General features: G+C 58.2%; 22 protein-coding genes and 1 riboswitch. Of the genes, 15 read left to right on the forward strand and 7 right to left on the reverse strand.

Annotated elements, in window-relative coordinates; genetic code table 11:
- Positions 1-75: 75 nt before the first annotated feature.
- Both AC13RE_RS23690 and AC13RE_RS23695 read left to right on the forward strand, forming a co-directional pair.
- Complete coding sequence (locus AC13RE_RS23690) at positions 76-948, forward strand: undecaprenyl-diphosphate phosphatase (RefSeq protein WP_488564751.1); 873 nt, start codon at positions 76-78, stop codon at positions 946-948.
- Between the two features lie 300 nt (positions 949-1,248).
- Positions 1,249-1,650, forward strand: coding sequence for a hypothetical protein (locus AC13RE_RS23695; RefSeq protein WP_488564752.1), 402 nt, complete (start codon positions 1,249-1,251; stop codon positions 1,648-1,650).
- A gap of 164 nt (positions 1,651-1,814) precedes the next feature.
- Here AC13RE_RS23695 and thiD read toward each other — a convergent pair whose 3' ends face one another.
- The 3 genes from thiD to thiM are packed head-to-tail and all read right to left on the reverse strand — an operon-like array spanning position 1,815 to position 4,062.
- Positions 1,815-2,627: a bifunctional hydroxymethylpyrimidine kinase/phosphomethylpyrimidine kinase gene (gene thiD / locus AC13RE_RS23700; protein ID WP_488564753.1), complete on the reverse strand. Its 813-nt coding sequence runs from the start codon at positions 2,625-2,627 to the stop codon at positions 1,815-1,817.
- Entirely contained in the window at positions 2,624-3,262 is a 639-nt protein-coding gene (gene thiE, locus AC13RE_RS23705) for a thiamine phosphate synthase (protein ID WP_488564754.1), read from the reverse strand. The genes thiD and thiE overlap by 4 nt, the downstream gene beginning before the upstream one ends.
- Entirely contained in the window at positions 3,259-4,062 is an 804-nt protein-coding gene (gene thiM, locus AC13RE_RS23710; RefSeq protein ID WP_488564755.1) for a hydroxyethylthiazole kinase, read from the reverse strand. Before thiM ends, thiE begins: the two co-directional genes overlap by 4 nt.
- A 50-nt stretch (positions 4,063-4,112) precedes the next feature.
- A riboswitch (TPP riboswitch) is annotated at positions 4,113-4,209 on the reverse strand.
- Positions 4,210-4,443: 234 nt separating this feature from the next.
- Here thiM and AC13RE_RS23715 point away from each other — a divergent pair.
- From AC13RE_RS23715 to AC13RE_RS23725, 3 genes are all read left to right on the forward strand, one after another.
- On the forward strand, positions 4,444-4,590 hold the full coding sequence (locus tag AC13RE_RS23715) for a DUF1127 domain-containing protein (RefSeq protein ID WP_015342994.1): 147 nt from the start codon (positions 4,444-4,446) through the stop codon (positions 4,588-4,590).
- Between the two features lie 562 nt (positions 4,591-5,152).
- Complete coding sequence (gene yghU / locus AC13RE_RS23720) at positions 5,153-6,028, forward strand: glutathione-dependent disulfide-bond oxidoreductase (protein WP_488564756.1); 876 nt, start codon at positions 5,153-5,155, stop codon at positions 6,026-6,028.
- A 212-nt stretch (positions 6,029-6,240) separates the two neighbouring features.
- Positions 6,241-7,851 carry a hypothetical protein gene (locus AC13RE_RS23725; protein WP_488564757.1) on the forward strand — a complete coding sequence of 537 codons (1,611 nt, stop codon included), beginning with the start codon at positions 6,241-6,243 and terminating at the stop codon, positions 7,849-7,851.
- A gap of 53 nt (positions 7,852-7,904) precedes the next feature.
- On the opposite strand, the gene AC13RE_RS23730 is transcribed toward AC13RE_RS23725, so the two are convergent.
- Positions 7,905-9,281, reverse strand: coding sequence for a sigma-54-dependent transcriptional regulator (locus AC13RE_RS23730; RefSeq protein ID WP_488564758.1), 1,377 nt, complete (start codon positions 9,279-9,281; stop codon positions 7,905-7,907).
- Entirely contained in the window at positions 9,278-11,155 is a 1,878-nt protein-coding gene (locus AC13RE_RS23735) for a sensor histidine kinase (protein WP_488564759.1), read from the reverse strand. The genes AC13RE_RS23730 and AC13RE_RS23735 overlap by 4 nt, the downstream gene beginning before the upstream one ends.
- 218 nt (positions 11,156-11,373) lie before the next feature.
- On the opposite strand from AC13RE_RS23735, the gene AC13RE_RS23740 reads away from it, so the two are divergent.
- The 9 genes from AC13RE_RS23740 to AC13RE_RS23780 all read left to right on the forward strand — a co-directional run bounded on the left by AC13RE_RS23740 (position 11,374) and on the right by AC13RE_RS23780 (position 22,128).
- Positions 11,374-12,702 carry a dicarboxylate/amino acid:cation symporter gene (locus tag AC13RE_RS23740; RefSeq protein ID WP_488564760.1) on the forward strand — a complete coding sequence of 443 codons (1,329 nt, stop codon included), beginning with the start codon at positions 11,374-11,376 and terminating at the stop codon, positions 12,700-12,702.
- Between the two features lie 296 nt (positions 12,703-12,998).
- Positions 12,999-13,532 (forward strand): NUDIX hydrolase, encoded by a 534-nt coding sequence (locus AC13RE_RS23745; RefSeq protein ID WP_132718411.1) that lies wholly within the window; start codon positions 12,999-13,001, stop codon positions 13,530-13,532.
- Positions 13,533-13,833: 301 nt separating this feature from the next.
- Positions 13,834-14,079, forward strand: a complete 246-nt coding sequence (locus AC13RE_RS23750; protein WP_015343001.1) for a helix-turn-helix domain-containing protein — start codon at positions 13,834-13,836, stop codon at positions 14,077-14,079.
- 371 nt (positions 14,080-14,450) lie between these two features.
- Positions 14,451-15,014: a DUF982 domain-containing protein gene (locus AC13RE_RS23755; RefSeq protein WP_488564761.1), complete on the forward strand. Its 564-nt coding sequence runs from the start codon at positions 14,451-14,453 to the stop codon at positions 15,012-15,014.
- 903 nt (positions 15,015-15,917) lie between these two features.
- A complete protein-coding gene (locus tag AC13RE_RS23760; protein WP_488564762.1) occupies positions 15,918-16,610 on the forward strand; it encodes an outer membrane protein in 693 nt (230 codons plus the stop codon).
- 52 nt (positions 16,611-16,662) lie between these two features.
- Positions 16,663-17,853, forward strand: coding sequence for a Hint domain-containing protein (locus tag AC13RE_RS23765; protein ID WP_488564763.1), 1,191 nt, complete (start codon positions 16,663-16,665; stop codon positions 17,851-17,853).
- A 159-nt stretch (positions 17,854-18,012) separates the two neighbouring features.
- On the forward strand, positions 18,013-20,331 hold the full coding sequence (locus AC13RE_RS23770; RefSeq protein ID WP_488564764.1) for a glycosyltransferase family 4 protein: 2,319 nt from the start codon (positions 18,013-18,015) through the stop codon (positions 20,329-20,331).
- 163 nt (positions 20,332-20,494) lie between these two features.
- Positions 20,495-21,286 (forward strand): hypothetical protein, encoded by a 792-nt coding sequence (locus AC13RE_RS23775; protein ID WP_488564765.1) that lies wholly within the window; start codon positions 20,495-20,497, stop codon positions 21,284-21,286.
- The gene (locus tag AC13RE_RS23780) at positions 21,283-22,128 is read left to right on the forward strand and encodes a tetratricopeptide repeat protein (RefSeq protein ID WP_488564766.1); all 846 of its coding nucleotides are present in this window, start codon (positions 21,283-21,285) and stop codon (positions 22,126-22,128) included. Before AC13RE_RS23775 ends, AC13RE_RS23780 begins: the two co-directional genes overlap by 4 nt.
- 8 nt (positions 22,129-22,136) lie before the next feature.
- On the opposite strand, the gene AC13RE_RS23785 is transcribed toward AC13RE_RS23780, so the two are convergent.
- Positions 22,137-23,213, reverse strand: coding sequence for a KpsE/RkpR family capsule polysaccharide export protein (locus tag AC13RE_RS23785; protein WP_488564767.1), 1,077 nt, complete (start codon positions 23,211-23,213; stop codon positions 22,137-22,139).
- A 302-nt stretch (positions 23,214-23,515) separates the two neighbouring features.
- Between AC13RE_RS23785 and AC13RE_RS23790 the strand changes: the two genes are divergently transcribed.
- The gene (locus AC13RE_RS23790; RefSeq protein WP_132718435.1) at positions 23,516-24,325 is read left to right on the forward strand and encodes an ABC transporter permease; all 810 of its coding nucleotides are present in this window, start codon (positions 23,516-23,518) and stop codon (positions 24,323-24,325) included.
- A gap of 28 nt (positions 24,326-24,353) precedes the next feature.
- On the opposite strand, the gene AC13RE_RS23795 is transcribed toward AC13RE_RS23790, so the two are convergent.
- Positions 24,354-25,472 carry a DUF6270 domain-containing protein gene (locus AC13RE_RS23795; RefSeq protein ID WP_488564768.1) on the reverse strand — a complete coding sequence of 373 codons (1,119 nt, stop codon included), beginning with the start codon at positions 25,470-25,472 and terminating at the stop codon, positions 24,354-24,356.
- Positions 25,473-25,537: the final 65 nt, after the last annotated feature.

Genomic DNA, 25,537 nt, shown 5'->3' on the forward strand with positions numbered 1-25,537 from the left:
TGGGAACCAGTTTCACAGCTAGTTCGTCGCACCACTCCGGTGCTAAGCCCCCTGAACAACTGAGGATATCAAAACGTGGCTGATGTTTGTACGCAAGGCGTGGATACGGGCTTTGTTGCCCTGGGTTATGCCAAGATCGCAATTCTGGGCATCGTGCAGGGATTGACCGAGCTACTGCCGGTCTCGTCCACTGCCCATATGCGCGTAGTGCCGGCCTTGCTGGGCTGGCAGGACCCTGGTTCTGCCTTCTCGGCTACGATGCAGCTTGCTGCCCTTGCCGCGATCGTCTCCTATTTCTGGAGCGACGTCCGCTACGTCACCTTTGGATCGCTCGATGCGATCAGGCAAAGGGATTGGAGCTCTCCTTCCATCCGGCTTGCCATCGCCATCGTGATTGCCACCGTACCGATCGTGATCGCCGGCCTGCTGCTGTCATCCTCCCTGAACGCTTGCGGCACGTCTTTCCGCAGCCTCTGGGTCATCGGCATCGCCTGCGTGGTCATGGGCTTGCTCTTGGCGGTCGCTGAGCTTTACAGCCGCCATAGGAAGGATATCGGACAGATGACGCTGATGGATGCCCTTTTTGTCGGCATCACGCAGGTCGGTGCTCTTATCCCCGGTGTCTCGCGCTCGGGTTCGACCCTAACCGGCGCACTGTTCCTCGGCTTGAAAAGAGAGGAGGCGGCACGGTTCTCCTTCCTGCTCGGCTTACCGGCCATCGCTCTTGCCGGCTTGAAGGAGCTTTATGAGCTTCACAAGGCGCATATTCCGATGGAAGCCTGGTCGGTACTGCTCGTTGGCCTGATCGTCGGCAGCATAGCGTCCTTCATCACCATCTGGGGGCTGATGCGCTTCCTTGAGCGCTTTTCGACCTGGCCTTTCGTCATCTATCGTATCGTGCTCGGCGCCGTCATTCTCTTTGGCGTGCTGACCATGGGCTGGGCTTGAGCTGCCCGAACCAGCCGGCTGCAAAGCTTCAATATCGGCGTTGCCTTGGAGGCAGCGCCTTTTTCATACGGGCCGTTACTTGAGGACGAGGCCACCATGGCAAAGCGCGCCACGTCCTTTTCCGTTCTGAGCAAGGAACTCAGCATTGAGCGCGTCACCCGCTATCGATATGTCATCCGAAGGGCGAACTTAGGGACTATGGAAAGCGGGTTCTTGAATTGGCGTAGAGCCGCTAATCCGGTTGACTTCGATGCCCAATAACCTAGGATTTTTGAATAGCCTTCATTCGGAGATGAAAGCGTGCGCAATCAGGTCCTAAGAGATTATCTTTTCCACCTTTCGCCTGCAGTTCTCATCCCAATGTTTCTTTATCTTCTCGATGACCACATAACAGTGGTGAACCTCTTTAAGATTGGCTTGCTTTTCCCGCTCCTTATGCTGGCTATGAAGGGGCTAACGGTCTTCTTCCCTGCAGAGAATTTGAGGGAAAGATCTTTAGGGCGAGTGGCCGAATACGCTATTTTGCAAGCTTTGGTTTTTGCAGCTTTTATGGTGCTATTTGGCGGGTTCATGCAGCCGCACTTGCAATCAACTCTCTCGTCCGCCTTAAAGCCGTTCGCAATAGCCTTGCTCATCATGGGCTCTTTCAATTTTTTCACCGCAGTCCAGGCTCAGAAAAAACTTCGCGCAACTGAACCGTGAGATTCCCCGGTAGAGCTTAGCGTAGGTTTCCGTCCCTCCCGCAAACGACCCCTTGATGGCAACCTTTGCGCCCTCCCGAGCAAAGGCCGTTGCGATGGCAGCGCCGAGACCGCGCCCGGCGCCTGAGATGATGACGATCCGCTCCTTGAGCGACACTTATTTCTCTACTCCTTGCTTATGTGCCAGAGCGCATGGAAATGCTGCACAGGCCCATGGCCGCTGCCGACGGAAAGCTGGCCTGCAGCAGCAACTGCGGCGGCGAGATAGGCCTTGCCGACGGCGACAGCATCGGCAAGCGACAGGCCTTTGGCAATCTCCGCGGCTATAGCGCTGGAGAGCGTGCAGCCCGTTCCATGCGTATTCTTGGTCGGCAGCCGTTCAGCTTCGAACCAGGTCACATGGTCTCCGCTTGCGAGCACATCCGGGCTTTCATCTCCTTCGAGATGACCACCCTTGACGAGGACAGCCGAAGGCCCGAGCGCTGCCAGCGCACGCGCCTGGCGCGCCATGTCTTCGCGGCTTTTCGCCTCCGCGTCATGCAACAGCGCAGCCGCTTCGGGCAGGTTCGGGGTAATGACGGTCGCAAGCGGCAGCAATCGTGTGGTCAGCACGTCAACGGCATCGGCAGCGAGCAGGGCGGCACCACCCTTGGCGATCATGACCGGGTCGAGAACGACGGGTATATCGCGATGTCGCGCCAGAATATCCGCAACGGCATTGGCGATGGCGGCATTGGCGATCATGCCGATCTTGACAGCATCCACACGGATGTCGGCAAAGATCGCATTGATCTGGTCTGCCACGAAATGAGGGGGCACGGGATGGACGCCGGAGACGCCCTGCGTGTTCTGCGCCGTCAAAGCAGTCAGAGCCGCCATTCCATAAACGCCGCGGGCCGAGAAAGCCTTCAGGTCGGCCTGGATGCCAGCGCCGCCGGAGGGATCGGAGCCAGCGATGGATAAGACATTGCGGATCATTGGCGAGCCTCCTTGATGGCTTTCGCGATGATGGTTGTCGCGGCTTGCGGGTCCGGTTGGCCGCATATGGCCGAGACGACCGCAAGACCATCGGCGCCGGCTAAGTAAACGCTCGCGGCATGCTCTGCCTTCACGCCGCCGATCGCGACTGATGGAACGGGGCAAAGCCTGACGATGCGGGCAAGCCCGTCGAAGCCGATCGGCTGCTTGTGGTCGGGCTTGGTGGGCGTGGCAAAGATCGGGCCGATCCCGGCATAGTCGACAATCCGGGCATCGATGGCGGAGGCGAGGGCCTCCGTCTCCACCGAGAGGCCGAGGATCATGTCCGGGCCGATCACGCGGCGAGCGTCGGCGGCATTCATATCTTCCTGGCCGATGTGAAGGCCATCGGCGCCGATGGCGATGGCGGCCTCGACATTGTCGTTAACGATCAGCCGGACATTCGTTCCGTGCAGGATTTGCTTGAGGGCGCGGCCGGTCTCGATCATGGCGGCGGTCGAAGCCTCCTTGTCGCGAAGCTGGATGATGGTAGCGCCACCGGCCACCGCCGCCCGCGTCGTCTCCACCATGCCGAGATCACGGCATAGCAGCGGATCGAGGACGAGATAGAGCGATAGATCGAAGTCTTGTTTCATGCTGCCGATATCCTTGCGTCGCGATCCAGCGTTTCCGGGGTGAGGGCGGCAAGGGCATCGAGGAAGCGCCAGGAGAAAGAGCCTGGGCCATCTGCAATTGCTCCCGCCTGTTCACCGGCAACGGCAAAGACGGCAAGCGCCGCTATGGTCGCATCGAAAGGATCATCTGGAGCTGCCGCCGCAAACGCACCGACAAGGCAAGTAAGGGAGCAGCCGAGTGCCGTCACCTGCGGCATGAGCGGCGATCCTCCGGCAATGCGCCGCGCTTTCCCTCCATCCGTCACGAAATCCGTAACGCCGGTGACTGCCACTACGCAGCCGTGCCTTTCGGCGAGCAGTCGGGCGGAATCTTCGGCTTGTTCGACGGCATCCCTGCTATCGACGCCCTGGCCGCGGCTCGTGCCGCCGGCAAGCGCGATGATTTCGGATGCGTTGCCGCGAATGATTGCCGGCTTTAGTTCCAGCAAGCGCGCGATGGCATCGCGACGGAATGCGGTCGCATAATGGGCGACGGGATCGAGGACCCAGGGCTTGCCGGCATTGCTTGCCGACCTCGCAGCCGTCAGCATGCCCGCAAGCCAGCCGGACGAGAGTGTACCGATATTGACCGTCAGTGCGCCGGAGATAGCGGCAAACTCGCCGGCTTCCTCTTCGGCATGTACCATTGCCGGCGATGCCCCGGCGGCAAGCATCACATTGGCCGCGATATTCATGGCGACGAAATTGGTGATGCATTGCACCAGGAGAGGGCTTTCCCGCATGGTGCGAAGTAGATTGCCCGGTGTGATTTGGTCTTGCATATCGCCCCTTTCAGGCGGCGAGACGCGTAGGGACGACGTGCTTCAGCTTCGCGAGGTCCCGAGCGACTCCCTCCGCCAGCATGATCTGGTTCAGGTTCGAAGGGTGCTTCTCAGCCCGCCGGATGGCGGACGCCCCTGTCTCTCATCTCTCTTCTTTTCGCAGACAAAGGAGGCGCTGTCATCAGCAAATCGCAAAGGCAGGCGTGATCGACAGGATGACGACCGCCTGCTTTTCGGGCGACATATGCAGTATGTGCATAGGTGCAGTGATTCCTTAGCTCTGCAAAAAGCCGAGGGTTTCGACTATATATTTCTCATCGAAGCGACGGGAGCGCCAAGCACGGCAGCTCAGCTTCGAAAGCCCAAGGAAAGGGGATCATCATGAACGTAGCACGCTCTTTCAATAACTGGCGCAAGTATCGTCAGACGGTCGCCGAACTGGGCCGTATGTCCACGCGCGAACTGCACGACCTGGGTATCGATCGCGGCGAAATCCGCAACGTTGCCCGCGCAGCGATCGCTCGCTAACGGCCGCACCGGCTCCTTATAAAGCATGCATTATGCCAGCGCCTGTTCCTCCGAGCAGGCGCTTTTGCTTTATGGGTATCCCGCTCATTCTTCGCCGCGCTGGCTGAAGATTGCGATTGACTCAGCTGCCCGGTTTTCGCATGGCGCATAACTGCCTTGCAAAGAAATGCCTATGAACTGAGCAAAAGACTGGTATGTTCGTCTTCATCGAAGCGATGCATCTCCTCCCGCATCCCTTCGCTTGGCAGACGTCCTTATCCTCCTCCCAGGGACGGCTGCAGGAATAGCGGAACTCCTCCTCCCATCCGCTGTTCGGTTCTTGTAAAAAGCCTGCCGCTCCTCCTCCCGCGGCAGGCTTTTTCGTTTCATGAACCTCCAGACATTTGCCAATGGCCTAACGCGGTCGAAGAGTCGCGCCCTAACCCAGGCGGCAAGAGCGCTTCCGCGTTAAAGAGTGCGCATTCTCCTCTCGCAAAAATGAAGAGCGGCCCCTATGTGCGATCTATGTAGCGCGCTACATCGAAGATCGCCCAAATTCGATTCCCGAAAAAGGAGGATGCCCATGACCGGCCCTGCCGAATATACCCCGCCGAAAATCTGGACCTGGAACAAGGCCAATGGCGGCCAGTTCGCCAATATCAATCGCCCGATTGCCGGCCCGACTCACGAGAAGGAACTGCCGGTAGGACGCCATCCCCTTCAGCTCTATTCGCTTGGAACGCCAAACGGCGTGAAGGTCACCATCATGCTGGAAGAGCTGCTGGCGCTCGGTCATAGCGGCGCGGAATATGATGCCTGGCTGATCAAGATCGGTGAGGGCGACCAGTTCGGCAGCGGTTTCGTTGACGTCAATCCGAATTCGAAGATCCCGGCTTTGCTCGACCGCAGTGGCCCGAAGCCGGTTCGCGTTTTCGAATCGGCCTCGATTTTGATGTATCTCGCCGAAAAATTTGGCGCCTTCCTGCCGACCGAGCAGCCGGCGCGTGCCGAATGCATCTCCTGGCTGTTCTGGCAGATGGGCAGCGCTCCCTATCTCGGCGGCGGTTTCGGTCACTTCTACGCCTATGCGCCGACGAAGATCGAATATGCGATCGATCGCTTTGCCATGGAGGTGAAGCGCCAGCTCGACGTGCTAGACCGCCGTCTGGCTGAAAGCGAATATATCGCCGGCAGCGACTATACGATTGCCGATATCGCCATCTGGCCGTGGTACGGCGGTTTGGCCAAGGGGTGGCAGTACGGTGCGACCGAGTTCCTGCAGGTGCAGGACTACAAGAACGTGCAGCGCTGGGCCGAGCAAATCTACTCGCGTCCTGCCGTCAAGCGCGGCCGCATGGTCAACCGCATGTCGGGCGATCCATCCGAGCAGCTGCGCGAGCGCCACGATGCCAGCGACTTCGAGACGAAGACGCAGGATAAGCTGGAAGCTGCCGGCTGACCCGACAATTCGCCTTGCAGAAATGAGCTCGCGACCCTCCGGATCGCGAGCTTTTTTATTGCGCTTACTGCTGGCGCTGCCGGCCTGGCAAGTCAGCCTCGCTCCATCTTGTGAAGCGTAATGTTCGACTGCCGAGGCTCCCCCCGCTCGGCGTAGACCGCAGCGCGATTCTGCAAAGCGTGTCGACATTGGCGAAAGAGGAATGCTTCTCCATGCAGCAAGTTGCTGACGATTGTGCCCTGGATAAAAATGCGACTACGGGTGCGTTGTCGAGGCAACAGAGCGAGGCGAGGGATGCGCTGCTGAAACACTTGGTGTCGGGTGGCGATGAACGTCTGGATTGCGATCCGCTCACCGGGCTCAACATGTATGGCTATGGTCCGGCGCCCCGGCCCGAAGATCTTGCTTTCGGTTCGTCGACGGCATCGACCATATCCGCTGCCGCCTTTGCCGCGGTCGAATCCTTTTACGCGGATCTGAGGCGGGAGATGGAAACAAGCTCGCCGACGACTGTCTACGATCGCGAAATCGGGCGCGTGCGGGAGGATCTGTTGTGCTTGCTTGGCCTTAACCAAGCGTCGGCACCCCGGATCGATGCGATCCTGGCCACATCGGGCACGGACATTCATCTCTTTTCGGCAGCACTGCTGGCGGGCGAGGATCAACGTGCCCTGATGACCATCACGCTGATGGGGAACGAAACGGGCAGCGGCGTCATGATGGCGACGGCCGGGCGGCATTTCATGAGCCGCGTCAGCAGCGCACGGTCCGTCGCCAAGGGCGAAGAATTGCGGCCAGGGGACGCAACACGCAACGCCACCATTGCCGTGCGCAGCAAGGATGGTTCCCTTCGCGCCGATAGCGAGGTGGAAGAGGAGCTGCGCGGCCTCATCGAACTTGCCCGCGCAGCCGGCCTCAGATGCCTTCTCGTCGTAACAGACGTATCGAAGACCAGCCTGCTGGCCCCGAGCCTTGAGACCGTCATGCGTCTGAAGGAGCGTTTCGGCACCGTGCTGGATATCATGATCGATGCCTGCCAGTTTCGCCTGTCACCGGCAACGATCCGGGCCTATCTCGCCCATGGCTTCATGGTTGCGCTCACGGGTTCGAAATTCCTCGCCGGACCGATTTTCAGCGGCGCGCTTCTGTGCCCGCCAGAAATGTCGGAACGCTTCAAATCGCGCACTCTGCCTGCAGCCTTGGCGGATTATTGCGGGAGAGCGGAGTGGCCTGAAGGCTGGGCCGCTCGCAATATCTTGCCGGACCGCACCAATCTTGGCCTGCTGCTGCGCTGGAAAGCCGCGTTGTTCGAGCTCGAACGCCTCGTCGGCGTAGCCGAAGATCGCATGATTGCCGTCTTGTCCGCTTTTGCCGACGCCGTCTCTGATCGTCATGCGAACGATCCGGCTTTCGAGCCTTTGCAGAGCCGGCCATTGGACCGGCGTGCGCTGTGGGGCGCATCATCGGCTCTTCGCTGGGATGAAATTCCCTCCATCTTTTCGTTTTACCTGCGCAATTGCACAGATGGCGCCATGCTGACCGCAGCGGAAATGGCGGCGGTCTACAAGGAGCTGGCCGTCGAAGGCGATGGAGTTGCCTTGGTGCGTCTCGGCCAGCCCGTTCGCTGTGCCGATTTTGGTGATGTACCGGCAAGTGCCCTTAGAATTTGCCTGAGCGCGCCGCTGGTGGTGGCCGCTTCCAAGAGCGATGAAGCGCTTGCGGCGGTGGTCGCGCAAGCTATGCTGGTTCTGGATCGCACCGCCGAGGCAGCGACCCGACTAAGCGACGGTTCCAATGCCAAGGAAATGCGCCGCAGCGCCTGAAGCGCGTCGCGCCAACCCGCTTCGATTGGCATGATCCGCTGATCGGCAGCGGATCATGAGCCTCGGCGATCATCCCCGTCAAAGCCGGCAAAATCGCCTCTGACGATGCCGTGTCGCTGCAGCTTGTCGTAGAAGGTCTTTCTTGGAATGCCGAGCGCTTCGATGGTACGGCGCACATCTCCATTGTTCTGCGACAGGGTTTCGCGGATGAGTTCGGCTTCGTAGCGCTCTACTCGAGCAGGCAACGGCAGGCCTTCATCCGCTGCCGGCGCTTCGTCGGATTTTACGGTTGTTGTCGATTCGAGACCGAGCACGAAGCGCTCGGCAAAATGCGAGAGTTCGCGAACATTGCCCGGCCAGTCGTGCTCCCGCAGATGGCGGCGCACCGTTGTGGACATGGCCGGCACCTCGCGGTTGAAGCGATTGGCGGCACGATCGGCGAAATGGCCGAAGAGCAGGGGAATGTCATCGCGCCGTTCACGCAATGGCGGAATGGAAAGCGTGACAACGTTGAGGCGATAGTAGAGATCCTCGCGAAAATCGCCGCGCTGGCGGGGATCGCCGAGATCGACCTTCGCCGCCGCAACGACGCGAAGATCGACGGGGCGGACTTCATTGGTGCCGAGTGGCGTCACCTCGCGCATTTCCAGCACGCGCAGCATTTGCACCTGAATTGCCGGCGGCATGCTTTCGATCTCGTCGAGAAACAGGGTGCCGGCGCTTGAATGTTCGATGCGCCCAACGCGCTTCTTCTGGGCGCCAGTAAAAGCGCCCGGTTCGTGGCCGAAAAGCTCGCTCTCGATCACGGTTTCGGGCAGGGCACCGCAGTTCAGCGCGACGAAATTGCCCTTCGCTCGCCGGCTCCACCGATGCAGCAGGCTCGCCACCACTTCCTTGCCGCTGCCAGTCTCTCCCGTGACAAGCACATCGACATCCGTATCGGCGATCTGCCGCAGCGTATGCCGCAGCCGTTCAATTGCGGGGGTCTGGCCGATTAGCGGCAGATCGCTCTGGGCCTGCTCCGCCGCCTGCCGCAAAGCGCGGTTCTCCAGAACGAGCCGTCGTTTCTCGGCAGCTCGCCGCACGCTTTGCACCAGCCGGTCAGTGGCGAAGGGCTTCGCGATGAAATCATAAGCGCCATCCTGGATCGCCTGAACCGCCATCGGAATATCGCCATGACCCGTCACCAGAATGACCGGCAGATCGGCGTCGAGCGCCTTGATGCGGACAAAGAGCTGCTGTCCGTCCATCTGCGGCATGCGGATATCGGAGACGACCACACCCGCAAAATCGACATTGAGAGCATGGAGCGCTTCGCTTGCGGCAGAAAAGGCGGAGACGGCAAAGCCAGCCAGTTCAAGCGTCTGTTTCGTCGCTCTCAACAGATCCCTATCGTCGTCGATCAGGAAAACGGGGGAACTCTCACTCATGGTGTGGCCTTGCGCAAATGGACGGTGAAGCGTGTGCCGCTGTCATTGCTCTCGACATCGATCCGGCCGCCATAATCGACGACGATATCCTTTGAAATGACGAGACCAAGGCCGAGGCCTTTTTCCTTGGACGTGTTGAAGGGTGTAAACAGCGAGTCGAGGATCGCCGCGGGAATGCCGGGGCCGTTGTCAGAAACCACAATTTCGACTTCCTCTGAAGTCTCGTGCACTGACACCTCCACCTTGGCCTCGTCGCGACCTTCCAGGGCTTCCAGAGCATTCTGAAAGAGGTTGATCAGCACTTGTTCCAGCCGGATGCGAGTCCCGACAACGCCGAGGCCCGTTGGTGGCAACTCGATCTTCAGCGCATCCAGCCGACCGGCAAAACGGCTCCTCAGCAGGACCACGGCCCCTTCTATCACGCTTCTGAGATCAACCGGCTCCGGTGCAGTCCTTCCCTTGCGGGCAAAGGCCTTCAGTTCTTCGGTGATCGTGCCGATACGCTCCGTCAACGCCGCGATCGCCGAAAGATTTTCCTTCACCGGCTCCGTCTGCTGCCGATCAAGGAAGACATTGGCATTCTCAGCATAGGCACGGATCGTCGCCACCGGCTGATTGATTTCATGGGCTACGCCGGCGGCGACCTGACCCAGGATGGCAAGGCGATTGGCCTGCACGAGATCCTGCTGCACACCCTGCAGCTTGGCTTCCGTCGCACGGTGGTCTGCAATTTCCGCCTCCAGCCGATCGCGGGCCTGGCTTAAGTCCTCCGTGCGCTCAAGAACCCGGCGCTCCAATTCTTCACGCGCGATCCGGCTGACGGCGATCTGCATGGCCGATACGTCGCGGCGTCGCAGCAGGAAAGCGGCGAATGCGAGGATCGGCAGAAGGATGGTCAAAGCGAAGAAACGTGTCTCGCGCACGGACGAGGCGATCGCCTGATCGGTCGGGATCAGATAGCCGAGCTGCCAGGGCGTCGATGGAACCGCGACTGTCAGCTGCAAATATTCCGCAGCGCTGCTTCCGGGCAGAATGGCGCGCACGATGGTTGCATCCGGGCCAAGCTCTTCGGGATGGCTGACCGGAAGGGGCGAAAGCGGTGCAGCGCCGAATTGCAGGCTTTTTCGAATCGCGTCGGCTTCCCCGCGCGCAAGCGGAGCGGTCGTCATGAAGCGCCATGAGGGTAGGCTAGTGATGAGCACGACACCGCGTTCGTCGGTCACGTAAGCGGGGCGGCCGGTCTCGCTCCAGTCAGCCTCCAGCTGATCGAACTCCATCTTCACCACAACGACACCGAGCGCAGAGCCGACATCGCCGACACGGCGGGAAATGTAGAGGCCGGGGCGATTGCTGACCGTGCCGAGTGCATAATGTTCGGCGGTTCCCGTTTCCATGGCTTTGCGGAAGTAGTCACGAAAGGAATAGTCGTTGCCGACGAAGCTCAAGGGCTCGCGCCAGTTGCTGGAGGCCATGGCAACGCCGTCCTTGCCGGTGACGTAAAGGACGGATGCGCTGGTGCCCGAGACGAGACTTTCGAGCTTACGGTCCAGGGCGACAACATCGTCGATGTGCTTCTCGGCGAGCGCATCTCGCACCTGCTGATCGTCGGCCAGCAAGAGTGGCAGGGCGCGCGGACGTTCGAGGACTGCGCGCAGCAGGGCGACCTTGAGGTTCGCATCCGTGTGCCCCTGCCTCTGCAGCGTTTCTATTGCCGAGAGCCGACCATAGAAATTCGCGCCATAAAGACCAGCTGCAATGACAGCCGCACTTAGAAACGCAAACACGAGCCAGACCCGGCGGGAGCGCCGGCCCAGTTGCTCGGGCGTTAGAAATCGTTCGTTGGCCGGGCGCTGCAGCATTGCCGTATTGTGCATGATTTCGCGCGCGCCGCAATTCGATCTGTGCGAATAGTCGCACAGATCGAGGATCTTCGATCCGCGCCGGAAATTAAAACTCAACAAAAGCAATGTGTTAAAATCATGGCGCGCATTTGGCACGGTCATTGCAGAGGATGATGAAACAGTCGGAGGCTGTTGAATTCTAGTCGTCGCCCGGAGGGCCGAGAGATCGGTTGGGCTTAACGGAGGACATCATGATTGCTCCCATCGCTGCCGCGGAAACGCACGCCAAAGTTCCCTTCTACCGGCACCTCTACGTGCAGGTTCTCACCGCCATCGCCGCCGGCATCCTGCTTGGTCACTACTATCCGCAGCTCGGCACGTCGTTGCAGCCGCTGGGTGACGCCTTCATCAAGCTGGTGCGCATGGTCATCGCGCCCGTAATCTTCCTCACGGTCACGACCGGTATCGCCGGCATGTCGGACTTGAAGAAATTCGGTCGCGTCGTCGGCAAGTCATTCATCTACTTCCTGACCTTCTCGACGTTGGCGCTGATCGTCGGTCTCATCATTGCCAACGTCGTGCAGCCGGGTGCCGGCATGCACATCAATCCGGCGACGCTGGATACGAAGGCCGTCAACAACTATGCGGCACAGGCCCATGACGCGTCGGTCGTTGGCTTCCTGATGAACATCATTCCGGATACCATCGTCGGCGCTTTCGCCAAGGGCGATATTCTCCAGGTGCTGTTCTTCTCGGTCGTCTTCGGCATTGCGCTTGGCGCTGCCGGCGAACGCGGCCGCCCAGTGACGGATTTCCTGCAGGCACTGACCACGCCGATCTTCCGCATGGTTGCCCTGCTGATGAAGTTCGCCCCCATCGGTGCCTTTGGCGCCATGGCGTTTACCATCGGCAAATACGGTATCGGCACGATCGCCAATCTGGCCTTCCTGATCGGCACCTTCTACGCCACGTCGCTGCTGTTCGTGCTCGTCGTGCTCGGCGCCGTTGCCCGCTATAACGGCTTCTCGATCCTGGCGCTGATCCGCTACATCAAGGAAGAGCTGCTGCTGGTGCTCGGCACCTCGTCGTCCGAAGCTGCATTGCCAGGCCTGATGAACAAGATGGAGCGTGCCGGCTGCAAACGCTCCGTCGTCGGCCTCGTCATCCCCACGGGTTACTCCTTCAACCTGGACGGCACCAATATCTATATGACGCTGGCTGCGCTGTTCATCGCTCAGGCAACCGATACGCCGCTGACCTTCGGCGACCAGATCCTGCTGCTGCTCGTCGCCATGTTGAGCTCCAAGGGTGCTGCCGGCATCACCGGTGCAGGCTTCATCACGCTTGCTGCTACCCTTGCTGTCGTACCGTCGGTTCCGATCGCCGGCATGGCGCTGATCCTCGGCATCGACCGCTTCATGTCCGAATGCCGTGCACTGACGAACTTCGTCGGCAATGCGGTAGCCACGGTCGTCGTCGCCCGCTGGGAAAATGAACTCGACCAGACCAAGTTTGCCGCCGCCATGGCGGGGCAATTGAGCGAAGAGATCGAGGTGCCTGCCCTGCAGGCGGCCGAGTAAACTTCGCATCATCCTCCCAAGGATGAAACGGCCCTTTCGAGGGCCGTTTTCCACTTCCGTGCCGTTTGATCACAGTTTCGTGTAGCACCGCCAGATGGCTGCTGCCCCTCGCATCATCAACAGCCGCCTTCATAAAACTGTCACTGCAACAGCTCACAGCATCATACTGACAGTTGTGAATTTCGACGAAACCCAAGCGGACAGGAGGGCAGCGTGTCACAGACGATTTTTGTGAGCACAAGCCAGCCAGCTTCGAGGAACATGTGCGTCGATCGACCATGTCGCGAGTAGCGCACATGGCTTCCTCACTCTCAGCGCAGCAAAAAGCCTTGCGACGGTCGGAGAGCTTTCTGTCCGAACTTGCCTCTCATGCGGACGAGTTGCTGCACGGCCAGGTCCATGAGCAATATGCCGCCATCTGCTACAGGAAGACGCCCGACTGCGATGAAGCCGAGATGCTCGTCGTCACCAGCCGGGAAAGCGGCCGATGGGTCGTGCCCAAGGGCTGGCCGATCAAGGGCAAGAAGCCGCATGAAGTTGCTGCCATCGAGGCTTACGAAGAAGCCGGCGTACGCGGCAAGGTTAAGAAAAAGCCGTTCGGCTATTTCACCTATTTAAAGCAGCTTGCCGACGGTAATCGCGTTCCCTGCATTGTCGGATTGCATCTGCTTGAGGTTGAGCAGACCTTTCAGGACTTCCCGGAGCGAGGCCAGCGCCGTGTCGAGTGGGTTTCCTTCGTCGAAGCAGCCAACCGTGTGCGTGAACCGGAACTCAAGGGACTTTTACTTGCGGCTGAGCGCAAGGTGCGCAAGGCAAAAGGCCGGAAGTGATCGTCATCGTTGCAGGTGGCGTTCGCAGCCGGCCGGCGGCAACCGTCTCAAGACGACGCGCAGCAGAGTTCGTTCTTCTGTAACCCTGACGTGTCGTCGCCATCACAGAATATTAAATTTCGAAATGAGCTGAGAGCCAAGCGATTGGCTGCTATGCGCCTGCGTGCTTGCCCTCGCCGCATTGATGCCTATATTGACGCAGCGTTCGGCCGCTTTTGTTTGGGCCGATTTGCCTCATGGCTGCAATAGCTGCCTTCACCCGGCAACGATTTGGCCGGCGGACTTTGGAAGGAGAAATTTCATGTCCATTACTCCGAATAATATCGATAGTTCAAAGGTTTCTACCGTTCCTGATGGTGAGATCGCTGCTGCCGTGCGGCAGGCGCGTGAAGCCATCGGCTACACCGTTGACGACCTCTCGGAAACCTGCGGCCTCACCAGTGAGGAAATCATTGAAATCGAGGCTGGAGCCGAGGCCGATCCGGCAAAACTTCGCCGTATTGCCACCGCATTACAGGTTCCGCCATCGACTTTCTTCATCGTCTGAGCAGGCGGCGCACTTCGGTGCGCCCCTTCAACGTTCCGACGGCTTTTTTCGTCGCAAAACACCGCAGATCTTGACGCGACATGCACCGGGTCGGCGTGACGACTTCCGAAGAGCGCCTGTCGCGCTCACGCATGTCTATCGGCTTTTTAAGCGAAAACTCCCACAATTATACATCGAAAATAAGCCAATATTCGTATGATTTTATGAGTATTCGCTCTTTTTCCTGTCGCGATACTGGTCAAAATCGTTTCAAAGCTTTAACCTGTACCAATCAAATACGTTTTATTAGTCGTACTTTTATCGAAGCAGCATGATACGGCACGCCTGCCGTAAGTGAGATGTATTCGATGGCGCTCATTGGGACGTACAGCATGCGGCGGAATGATGAGAATGGCGGCGCCGACCTCGATCATGGTGAGCAGCTCGTTAATTCAATCCCTGTTGAAGTTCCCAGTCCTCAGACGAACGCGGATGACCGCCCGCCATTACCCCAGGAGCGAACGCAAGCTGAAGGGAGTAGTTTGGATGGGGCGCCAGCTAAAGAGGACAAACTAGCAGCCCTGGACCAGATCGCTCGGGACATGACATTGCTCGCCACGCTCGTGACGAGACGGCGACACGCGAAATCCGAAAACGCCGGGGATCAAGATCAGGCGCCGCCATTTGACGCCTCCAACGATCCAGAAGAGCTGGCATTCGCGCCTATCGGCATTGCACCGCCTGATGGCGGCGAGCTTCAATTCATCGCTTCAATTGGCCAGGCGATCGAGTATCTTACTACGCAATGGCCGATCCACAGCGGGGATGCCTTCGAAGAAGCGCTGCAAGCCTGTATCGACGGCGTCAAAGGCAGAGCCTCGCCTGAACAGGTTCGCTCTGCTTTCCTGAAGGCAGCGGATGCGGTGAGTATACGCGTTGTTACCTCCGGCGATTAAAGCCCGGTCTGTTAAACCTTTCCGTCCCCTGAAATCCCAAAGCGCTACAGCGTGTGCGAGAAAAGACGCAACTGCATGGTGAGCCACGCATGGTGCAAACGAGGAGGCCCGACCGGTGCTTGAAGCAAGGCGGCCGGGCCTCCCGTCCATCGCAAATTGGCGGTTGCGATAGCTCCAAAGATGTGGCTTTTCACCGTCCTGTCGTCCATACGCAAAGCGACAGCAGAGGTCCGATTGCGTCTGACGTTGGAAAGCCGGTTTTAAAGTAAGCCGATACCTAACGCCCGACACGCCACCTGTCTCGCAATGCTGCAGCCCGAGATGCCGCCAGTTCTTCTCCCGTTTGAATGCTATTGCGAGCACAGACCATATACGTCTGCTTTCGCGCATGCACTGCCGGCAGGTTCTTTCCGAAAGGGATGTTGGGGCAGGGCATTGCGCGCAGTTGGGAGGCCAGACGTTCCTTCAAAGGGTCCGCCCCGTCAGGCCTCCCGGCGCAGCAGATTGATATCTGCGGTAGCGCTCGAAACGTGCAGAACAGCGCGTGGACTGTCTATATCGAAAGCGACAGGCTGCATCCAATTACGTCACCGGAAATTGACGGCGACCTTTTGCCGACGAAACAAGTTATTCGCATGCAGCGACGCGAAGCCCGCCTTCCGATTCTAAACCGTGTTGATCCGCAACGGTAGATTCCGGAATATTTGGGTGCTCCCCAAGTATAGAATCACCGTTACCTCAATACATATTGCGACAGCGTTATACAAATAACGTATAGTTTATAAAGATATTTATTAGCAATTACGTATTTACAGCTATAATCACGTCGATATTATGGCTTCAACGTGAACTTTCACAGGTTACATGTTGAATCTCGTGAATTCCTTTAAGGAGAATTTTCGAATGCGCAAGTTTTTGGGATCCACCGTTTTTCTGATGGCGGCGGTTGCGGGGAGTACCGTTTATGCAGCAGACCTTGCGGTTTCCACGCCGCCTCAAGCCCCTGTCGAAGCGGCGCCGGTATTTTCGTGGACCGGCTTCTATGTGGGTCTGAACGCCGGCGGCGGTTTCGGCGGCAACGACACTGTCGGTTTCCATTCGTTCGGAGATTATCTTGGCAGGTATGGCAAGCTTGAGGGATCCGGTTTTCTCGGTGGTGGTCAAATCGGCTACAACTATCAGTTCGACCCGAACTGGGTAGTCGGCCTTGAAGCTGATTTCCAGGGTGCTGACATCAGCGATTCCTTCAGAAGCGATATCGCAAGCGCATCGTCCAAAATCGACTGGTACGGCACTGTCCGTCCTCGCATCGGTTACGCCTATGACAATACTTTGTTCTACGGCACCGGCGGTCTCGCCTATGGGCATGTCAACTATAAGGGTGCATTGGCTGGCGTCGGCTTCGACGATGACAAGACAAAGGCCGGCTGGACTGTCGGCGCCGGTGTCGAACACGCCTTCACCGATCATGTGACGGCAAAACTCGAATATCAGTATGTCGATTTTGGCAGCAGCAAATTTGGGGGAGATGCCCTCAACACGAAAGGCAGCCTTGATTTTCATGCCGTTCGAGTGGGTCTGAACTACAAGTTCTGACGGGAAATTTGGCTTGAAAACAACGTGTTAATCCAATGGAGAGGGTAATAACATGGCTTTGATTGACGTAAATCTAGTCAACGGCGGCACGACCACCATCAACAGCAGCAATGCCGGCGGCCCGTCAGACACGCTCCAGCTGAACCTGGTTTCCAATGGCACGGTCATAGTGGACGGTGTTAATGTCGATATCAGCAGCTTTGTCGGTACCGGCGCGCTGTCGAGCACGACGATCGAAGCGATCAACGGCGCAAACGTGACGATCAATGCCGGCCTTGCGAATATCGGAGCCGGTTCCACCTATACTTATGCGATCGGCGCTGGCTCCAGCATTAACGTCGAAGCCAGTCTGCTTAACGTCGGTTTGCTGAACGGCGTCACCGTGGATTTTGCCAGTGCTAATGGCACTGGTCTGTTCTCGTACAATCCCGGTCTCGTCAATTTGAACATTTCGACGCCACCGAACGTGACAAACGTTCAATCCGGCGACAAAATCGAGATCGTCGGTTCGAACTTTGTCGGCCAGTCGGGAAATACCGTCACCTTCTATACCGATGCGCTTCACCTCATCTCACTTGGCTCCTATACGATCCCGGCCGGCGTCACTTATACCTATGACGGAGGCACCGACACGCTGACGTTTACGAGCTGCTTCCTGCGCGGCACGCTGATCCATACACCGGAGGGAGATATTCCGGTTGAGGATTTGCGCGTCGGCGATCTTGTGGTCACTCACAAGGGCGTTGCGGAAATCAAATGGGTCGGTCGCCGGCGCCTCGATCCGAAGGCCGTCGATAAGCCGCGCGATACCCTTCCTATCCGTATCCAGGCCGGGGCATTTGCCGAAAACGTCCCCTCGCGGGATCTCTATGTCTCTCCGGATCACTGCATGTTCCTGGAGGCGTCTCTGATTCCCGCCAAGTTCCTCGTCAACGGAACCACCGTTACCCAGGAGGCGACGCTCGCACCTTTCGAATATTTCCATATCGAACTGGAGCAGCACTCGATCATTCTCGCCGAAGGCGCTCCAACGGAAACCTACCTGGATCTCGGTGGCCGTATGTCCTTCCTTGAGCCAGGCGTCCTGCGGTTCGGCGCGATGTCGGGCACGGCGACACGCGGTTGGAACGACTGGTGCTATCCTCCGGTCTATGCCGGCAAGGTGCTGGAGCAAGCCCGCGCGATCCTCGAGCAGCGAGCCGAGGAACTGGGTTACATCGTTCAGGATGCGCAAGCATCCTGATACTCGAATGCAAAACGAACTGCGGGCGGTTAAGACCGCCCGCAGGCGATTGAAGCAGGATGTTGAGGTGTCGGTCCCGTCTCGACTTTCGTATGACCGAGAAACTCTTAGCCTTAAAAATATCGTTCATTTTTTGTTTTCAGCGCTTGGGAGTACTGAATGCGCCATGACGATGCTGTCTCGCCCTACTTGCTCGATGCAGACCGCATCGATGAGCGATCGCTGATCGAAAAATTTGCCGGCAAGACAGTTTTCTTCGACGGAGTGTTCAAAGGCGATTACAGCCTGGCGATCGTCAATCGCCACCTTGCGCAAGCGCTCATCGATTTGGGCATCAATATCACTTGTCATTCGGCTGAAGAAGATTGGCAGAGCGATGTCAATCTGGCGACAGCACCGGATATCATCCGCCGAATGCGCGATGACTATCCTTTCAAAGAGACCTTTGACATCCATCTTCGCAATACCTGGCCCCCGGCTACCCATAACATGGTCGGACGGCAGAATGCCTATGTCGCCTTTGCCTGGGAGGAGCTCGAATTTCCGCAATATCTGGTGGATCGCTTCAACCGCGATCTCGACCTTGTGACCGTCATTTCGAATTTCGTTCGCGACAGTTTCGCGCGGTCCGGCGTCACAATACCAGTGGAAGTTACCGGAAATGGCTGTGATCATCTCTCGGCTTTTGCTGACGACGTGCCATCCCCATTGCCCGAAAGCGGGCGCAGACGCATTCTGCATGTCTCTTCCTGCTTTCCGCGCAAGGGTGTCGACGTCCTGATCGATGCATTTCTGGACAGCTTCCATGCGGATGATCCGGTCGAACTGGTAATCAAGACTTTTCCGAATCCGAATAATATCTCGGCATCTGTTCTAGCCGACAGGCGTGACAGACTCGCCGATGCTCCCCCCATCACCATCATCGACCAGCATTACAATCCCAGCCAGCTCCGCGCACTCTATCGTTCGGCCGCGATGTTGGTGGCGCCGAGCAGGGGGGAGGGGTTCGGCCTGCCGCTGGCGGAAGCCATGCTGCTCGATGTTCCCGTTGTCACCACGAATTACAGCGGCCAGCTCGATTTCTGCCGACCCGATACGGCTTGGCTGGTCGACTGCCATATGTCGGCATCTCAGGCTCATGTGGCTGGCTCTCATAGCCTTTGGGCCGAACCCTCTGTGCAGCATCTGGGAACGCAGATGCGCGCCGTGCTCGACCATCCCGATGAGGCTCAAAGCCGAACGGAAAAGGCGAAATCATTGTTGAAAGCGCATTTCAGCTGGAGATCGGTCGCTATCCGTACCCTGAGCGCTCTTGCAAGATCCACGCGGACAGCGGCCCAACCACGGCAGGATTGGACCATCGATCTCATCTCCTCCTGGCAACAGCAGTGCGGTATCGCCACCTATTCGCAGCACCTCTATAGCGCGCCCGCATTCGAGGGCAGGATCGAGCATATCTTTGCCCGGCGGATCATGGACGATGCGCTGCCCGAAGCGCCCGTTGATATGGTCGAGGCAACACCGCGCAGCATGTCGCGGCTGTGGGGCTATGATCTTGCTTCGCTCAAACGCCTGGCTGGACGGCTGGAGCAGGGACGCGGCGATGTCTTATGGATGCAACATCATCCGGGGCATTTCTCAACACCGGACATGGAATTACTGGCACAGCCGATCGCAGCAACCAGTCATCGGCTGCGCGTGCTGACTATGCATAGCGTAAAAGAGGCGCTGCGCGGTGGGTCACTCGACTGGACCCGCGCGTTCGACATCGTCTTCCTGCATTCGGCAGAGGATGCAGCAGCCGTTTCGGCTGCGGGTCACCCGAACCCGATCGTCATACCGCACGGTGTCCTCTTGGTGCCGGAAGATGCACCTGCACCGGACCCGTCGCATTTCACCATCGGTTCCTTCGGGTTCCTGATGCCACACAAGAACATCGACCGTCTAGTATTGGCTTTTGCGGAGGCATTGAACTACGAGCCGAGACTGCGCCTCAAGTTGTTCAACTGCATGGTGCCCGCCGATGAATCGCGCGCGGCACGCGCCATGATCGAAAATCTGATCGCCTATCTCGGACTATCCGACAAGATCATCACACGTTTCGACTTCATTCCGGAAAGAGAGCTACGTCGCGAACTTATGACCTGCGACCTGCTTTCCTTCCTGTATGGCCACTCGACCGAAACGGCGACCGGGGCAGCGCGTATCGCAATGAGCGTTGACCGCCCGCTGCTTTGCTCTCGCTCGCCGGTTCTGCGCGACTTGTGGCCGTTCAGTCACGTCGTGAGGAGTACCGAGATAGAGTGCATCGCGGAAGCGCTTCTCAGCCTTGCTCAAAATCCCTCGCTGCTCTCGATGCTGGATCGAGACCGCAGCCAGGCCGCCCATTGGTATTCCTATCCGCGCACTGCCGCGCGGCATGTCACAGCCATCGAGAAGATGTTGGGGGAAAATATTGACCATCGCCGAGTTGCATAGGCAGCCTTTGAGCTCGCTGCCGAAAGACGTGTTCTCCTTGCCCGCGGAATCCTTCATCGACGCCTGGGCAAAGGCATTGGACCTGACGGAGGTCGATCTGACAGCGGACGATCGTCTTTCGCTTGCAAACGCCATTCGCGGCGGCACCAATCGGCTGCGTGTGGTGGACGCGCTGAGGGCTCGCCGTCCCATTCCGCAATCATTGAACGGCCTGTCCGGCCTGCATGCATTGCGTCGGGAACCGGACCAGTTCGCCATGCTGGAGAATTTCGTTCGATTCGCGAAAGACGATGACCCGGCTTTCCTGCGCCATGCATTTTCGCGGATCTGCGGCCGCGATCCGACATCCGCCGAGCGATTGGGGATGGAGTTCGACCTTAGGCGCGGCGTCCTTAAGCGAAGAGACGTAGTGAAGCGGATTGTCGCTATTGCGCGCCGAGATGGCAAGACAGCGTATTGGGATACGCTGCTGCCTGAAGATGACGATGACACGCATGATCTGCCCGATGCCTCCAACGCAAACATCACGCCGTCGGGGCTGCTGGTCAATCCGGATGGTCAGGCGATGCTCGTCCTTGTGCGTGAGGTGGAAAACGTCGGCTGGATGATCGCTCCAGATCTCCTGTGCCAGCCGCTGCAGATCAATGACGGCAACTGGACAGTGCAGTCGGGCTGGCTGTTGACAGGTCCTAAGCGCAGCATGGCGGAAGGCGACTGGTTGCTGGATCTCGACATTATCCAACCGCAAACGGCCAGGCTCGATATCGAGATCGTCGCCAATTCAGGTCTCGATTTTCTACAGGTCATGACGCTGGTCGGTTCGTTCTCCGGAACCGTGTGTGTGGCCATCAAGCGGGAGCATCGTTTCATCGAATTGCGTGTTCGCATTCACGAGCGCTCTCCCGAAGACCGCTGGTTGCGTCCCCGAAACATTTCGATGCGGCGCGTATCATGAGACGAGAACTGAGATTTGCATCGACGCTCCTGCGCGTCGGCCAGACGGGAAAAGAGGCAGCCGAAGCCGATATGCCAGTCAATGCTCTCGCCGAGGCGGATGCCGCACGCGATCGGCGCGATTGGGCGACGGCCGCCTTCTATTATCAGCAGGCGCTGAAGCAAAATCCGGCGCGTGTATCGCTATTCGTTCAGCTGGGGCATGCTCACAAGGAGAATGGGGATTTCGATGCGGCGCTTGAGGCATATCAGCAGTTCCTCGCGGAAGAGCCCGACGATGTCGACATTCACCTCCAGCTCGGGCACCTCTACAATCGGATGAATGAGTGGGAATCCGCCCTTCAATGGTACGAGCAAGCCCATGTTCTCGAGCCCGATAATGTTGATATCGCCGCTCATCTGGAGTCGGCGCGTCTTCGATTTTCGCGCATCGATATAGAGCGCAAACGCCAGAACGCGATGGAATTGCTTCAATCGCGGCGCTGGCATCAGGCGCGGGTGCAATTGTACGATCTGGTGGAGACGAATGGCGAAATCGATCTGATTGCCGTTTACGCCAACGCGACCAAGGAAGCCGGCGATTTCGATGAGGCGCTGAGGCTCTATGATGTTTATCGTGAATATGCGCAAAACCTTGATGCAGCCTCAGTGATCGACGTCGAAATCCAGACTGCGCATCTGTATAAAGCCATGCGGGATATCGATGCTGCCTTGCGATATTACATTCGCGCACGCGATGCGGAATTCAGTCTCTATGGCCATGTTACGCCAGATTCGATCGCCAGCCGAGAGATCCGCGCCTGCATGGCGGAGATTTATACCTGCTTCTGGCATCCTGATTGATATCGGGATCAGCCGCTTTCGTGATCCCTGATGGCGGTGACCATGAGCCAGCCCAGCAGATAGCAAAGGCTCAAGGACAGAAAAACGACTGTAATGTTCTTGAGCTCATAAGGCATCTCTGCCTCGTCGGGCATCTGCGGTGGAACGACGACCTCGAGATACAGCTGCTGGCGGCGCGCATCAGCCCTGGCTGCTTCGAGTGCATCGAGTGAGGCAACGAGCGCCTTGTTGGCAAACTCCCGCATCAGGACGAGACTTTCGTAATCGGCAATTCTGGGCGCGACGGATTTATCCGATCCGACCATTTTGGCTCGTTCACTCTCGATTTGCTGCTCCAGTGCAGCAGCCTGACTCGTCAAAAATGGGATGGAGTTACTGTCCGGCGCAGTCTTGCGTGTTTCTGCAAGGCGTGCCCGCGTGTTGGCGAGAGCCGACGTCAGATTGCTGATGAGATCGATCATCGACGTGGAACTGGCATTCGGGTCGATCATCAGCTCCTTGTTTCTGAAGTTCGTTATGTTTCTCTGCGCGTCGATGACCCGCTGCTGCCCCTGCTGCACCTCGCCATCGGCAAAGCGAACCGCATCGCCACGGGCGCGGTTGTTGAGCCGGTCGAGAAGATCGCCGCCGAGCGCCAGCAATGATGTGTTCATGTCCGCGGCATCCTGCGCGTGAAAGGCTGTCGTCCGCAGGACGGTGATACCTGTGGTGTCGTTGTGAATGACCGACACTCGGTTCGAATAGTAATTATAGAGCTGTTCCTCGCTATTGGTTTCCCAGAAGCGGGGAAAACGCGTCAGCCAATCCGCCTGCGGGCTGCCGAAAATAGCTCGTATGGGAAGCCGCTCGGCAAGTTCCTTCAGCGCCTGACGGGAGCGGATATATTCCTGCACGGAAAAAGTATCGTCCTGCGAGCGCGTAATCCCGCTGTTCTGCAACAGAGAGCCAAAGACGCTGGATGATGGTGGCGCGGCCATACGAACGACGAAGGAGGATTCCGATACATAGATCGGGGCGGCGACAAACGCGTAATACGCGCTGACGGCAAGGGTAGGGGCGACAACTGTCAGCAGATAAATGCGCATACGGCCAAGGCGCTTGCGATGCCTGCGGGCTTTTGTCGGTCCGCTGATCGATCTTGCGACCATTTGACGTAAAGGTTGCGAGCGCTGCTCAGTATCCACTTTCTTATTTTCGTTCTCGGAGTTTATCAGAGCCATGGCCATGCCCTTTCTGATGATGATCGCCTGTCGTTGGATATCCGCAAGCGGACGCTCTGGACGGTAATTGTCCAAGTCCGGCGCAATGAAGGTTGAGCCGTCGCACTCCGCCGGTATCGTTGACCGACCGTCTGATGGAGACGGCGTAGCGACCAGGAGGGCTTCGAGTGCATCAGGTATCGGCAAGCGCGCGTGGGGGTTCGCAGTTCATTACCGGATTGAAGATTCAGGGGCGCGTCCTCGGTGCGCTGATCATGCGCGAAATGCTCATACGCTACGGGCGGGAAAACATCGGATTTCTCTGGCTTGCGCTGGAACCGATGATCCTGACTACGGGCGTCATGATCATGTGGACGGTGCTCAATCACGAGGCGCACGGATTGACGGTCGCAGCCTTCGTTTTGAGCGGCTACATGCCGCTGACGCTCTGGCGCCACATAAGTGGTCACGCGGTCTCGTGTCTTCGTCAGAATATGCCTCTGATGTATCATCGTCAGATCCGCTTCGCGGATGCGCTGATTGCTCGTGCGCTTCTGGAGATTGCCGGCACGACCGCGGCGCTCATTGTCGTCTATACGGTTGTACGTTTGGCAGGCATCATCCCGCCGTTCCAGGATCTCGGCCTGCTTTTGACGGGCTGGCTGTTCATGGCTTGGTTTTCGTTCGGGGTAGGGCTTATCTTTGCCGCGAGTTCGGAGCGGTTCGAGTTCGTCGAGAAGTTCATACCGCCGTTCCAATATCTGACGCTGCCGATCTGCGGCATGTTCTTCATGGTGGCCTGGCTTCCCAGTGGCGCCCAGAAGCTGGCGCTTTATGTCCCAACCGTTCACTGCTTTGAGCTTTTCCGCGCCGGCGTATTTGGCGACACGGTGCAGAGCTTCTACGACGTCAGCTATCTTTTGAAATGCTGCCTGTTCACCACAGCCGTCGGCCTCTTTCTGGTCAACATAGCACGCAGCCACATCAAGTTCGAATGATGCGATGATCGTCCGGTTTCCCGCCGCGCTACTGCTGCTTGGCATAGTGAGGTACCTGACTCTGGAATTCGAAGGAACGCAGCAGCGTTTCACGTAACTCGCCACGATTGGGTAGTGCGTAGTGATTGAGAAAGGTTTCTGCGGATTCCGGCTCACGCCCAAGAATCCAGCGGAAGGCGGCGACGACGTCGTGGGAATCGATCGGATCGCCGAAATGACTGTGAGCGGGACTGCTGATTTTGGCGAAAAGATAGGGTAGTGCCCCATGCAGAATATCGAGGCCGAACCGGTGAAGGTTCGGGTTCGACAACGCGGTCCTGGTGAAGGCGTCCATAAGGCCGGAATAGTTGGTCAGGATCGAAACCAGGTTACTGGAGCGCGGCAAGCCTTCAAAACCGCCATCCTCATGGAAGCGCCCCGCCATCTCCTTCCAGACCTCGGCAGAATAGTGCATCGGTGCAGGTCCGTAGAGCGCGGTGTCGTCGGAATAGAGCTCGACGGTTGGTGTCAGCACCCGACTGTTTTCGATGTGCTCCAGGCAGAAGTCGACGAGCATGCGCGACATCGGATAGCGCATCTGCCAGCGGCAGAAGTCGATCATGTAGGTATTATTGTCGATGAGCGTGCCGCGATAATCGGCAGTGGGCGGAACGTCGAGCAGAATCAGCCTCGTATCGGGAATTTCTGCGTTCACGAAATCGCAAAATGCCTTCATTGCTGTGATCACGTGCGTCCAAAATTCACGACAGCCGAAGGGGATGATCTTGAAGATACCGAAAGCTTCCCGCTGCAAATCCGGTCCCGCCTCCAGTAGCTCATAGGGTACTGTCAGCAAGGTGTTCCTGTAGCGCATGAGCGAGGCGCGCGTGATGCGGCTGAAATCGACGACAAGCATTTTCGGGGCTGCCTGTCTCAGTCGCTCCCGGAAGCCCTTACGTGCTTCGAAGTGCAGTCTTTTCTTGATCGGCTCCGGCCATGCCTCGATCGCTCTGAGGTTTGCTTTCCGCTCGTCCATGAAGCTGGCGACATTGATGCCGTAGCAGAAGAACGGGATTCTGCTATTCGGAAAGGCGTGGCGAACGAACTCCTCGCTCGGGCACGAGCCGTAGTAGGCGACCTCAACTATGTCATTGATCTGCTTGCGCAATCATGTCTCCGTATAGGATGCGGACATGCCGGTGTCTCGCACCGACATCGCACAATCGGGCACTG

It is taken from the genome of Martinezella sp. CNPSo 3959 (assembly GCF_057784355.1).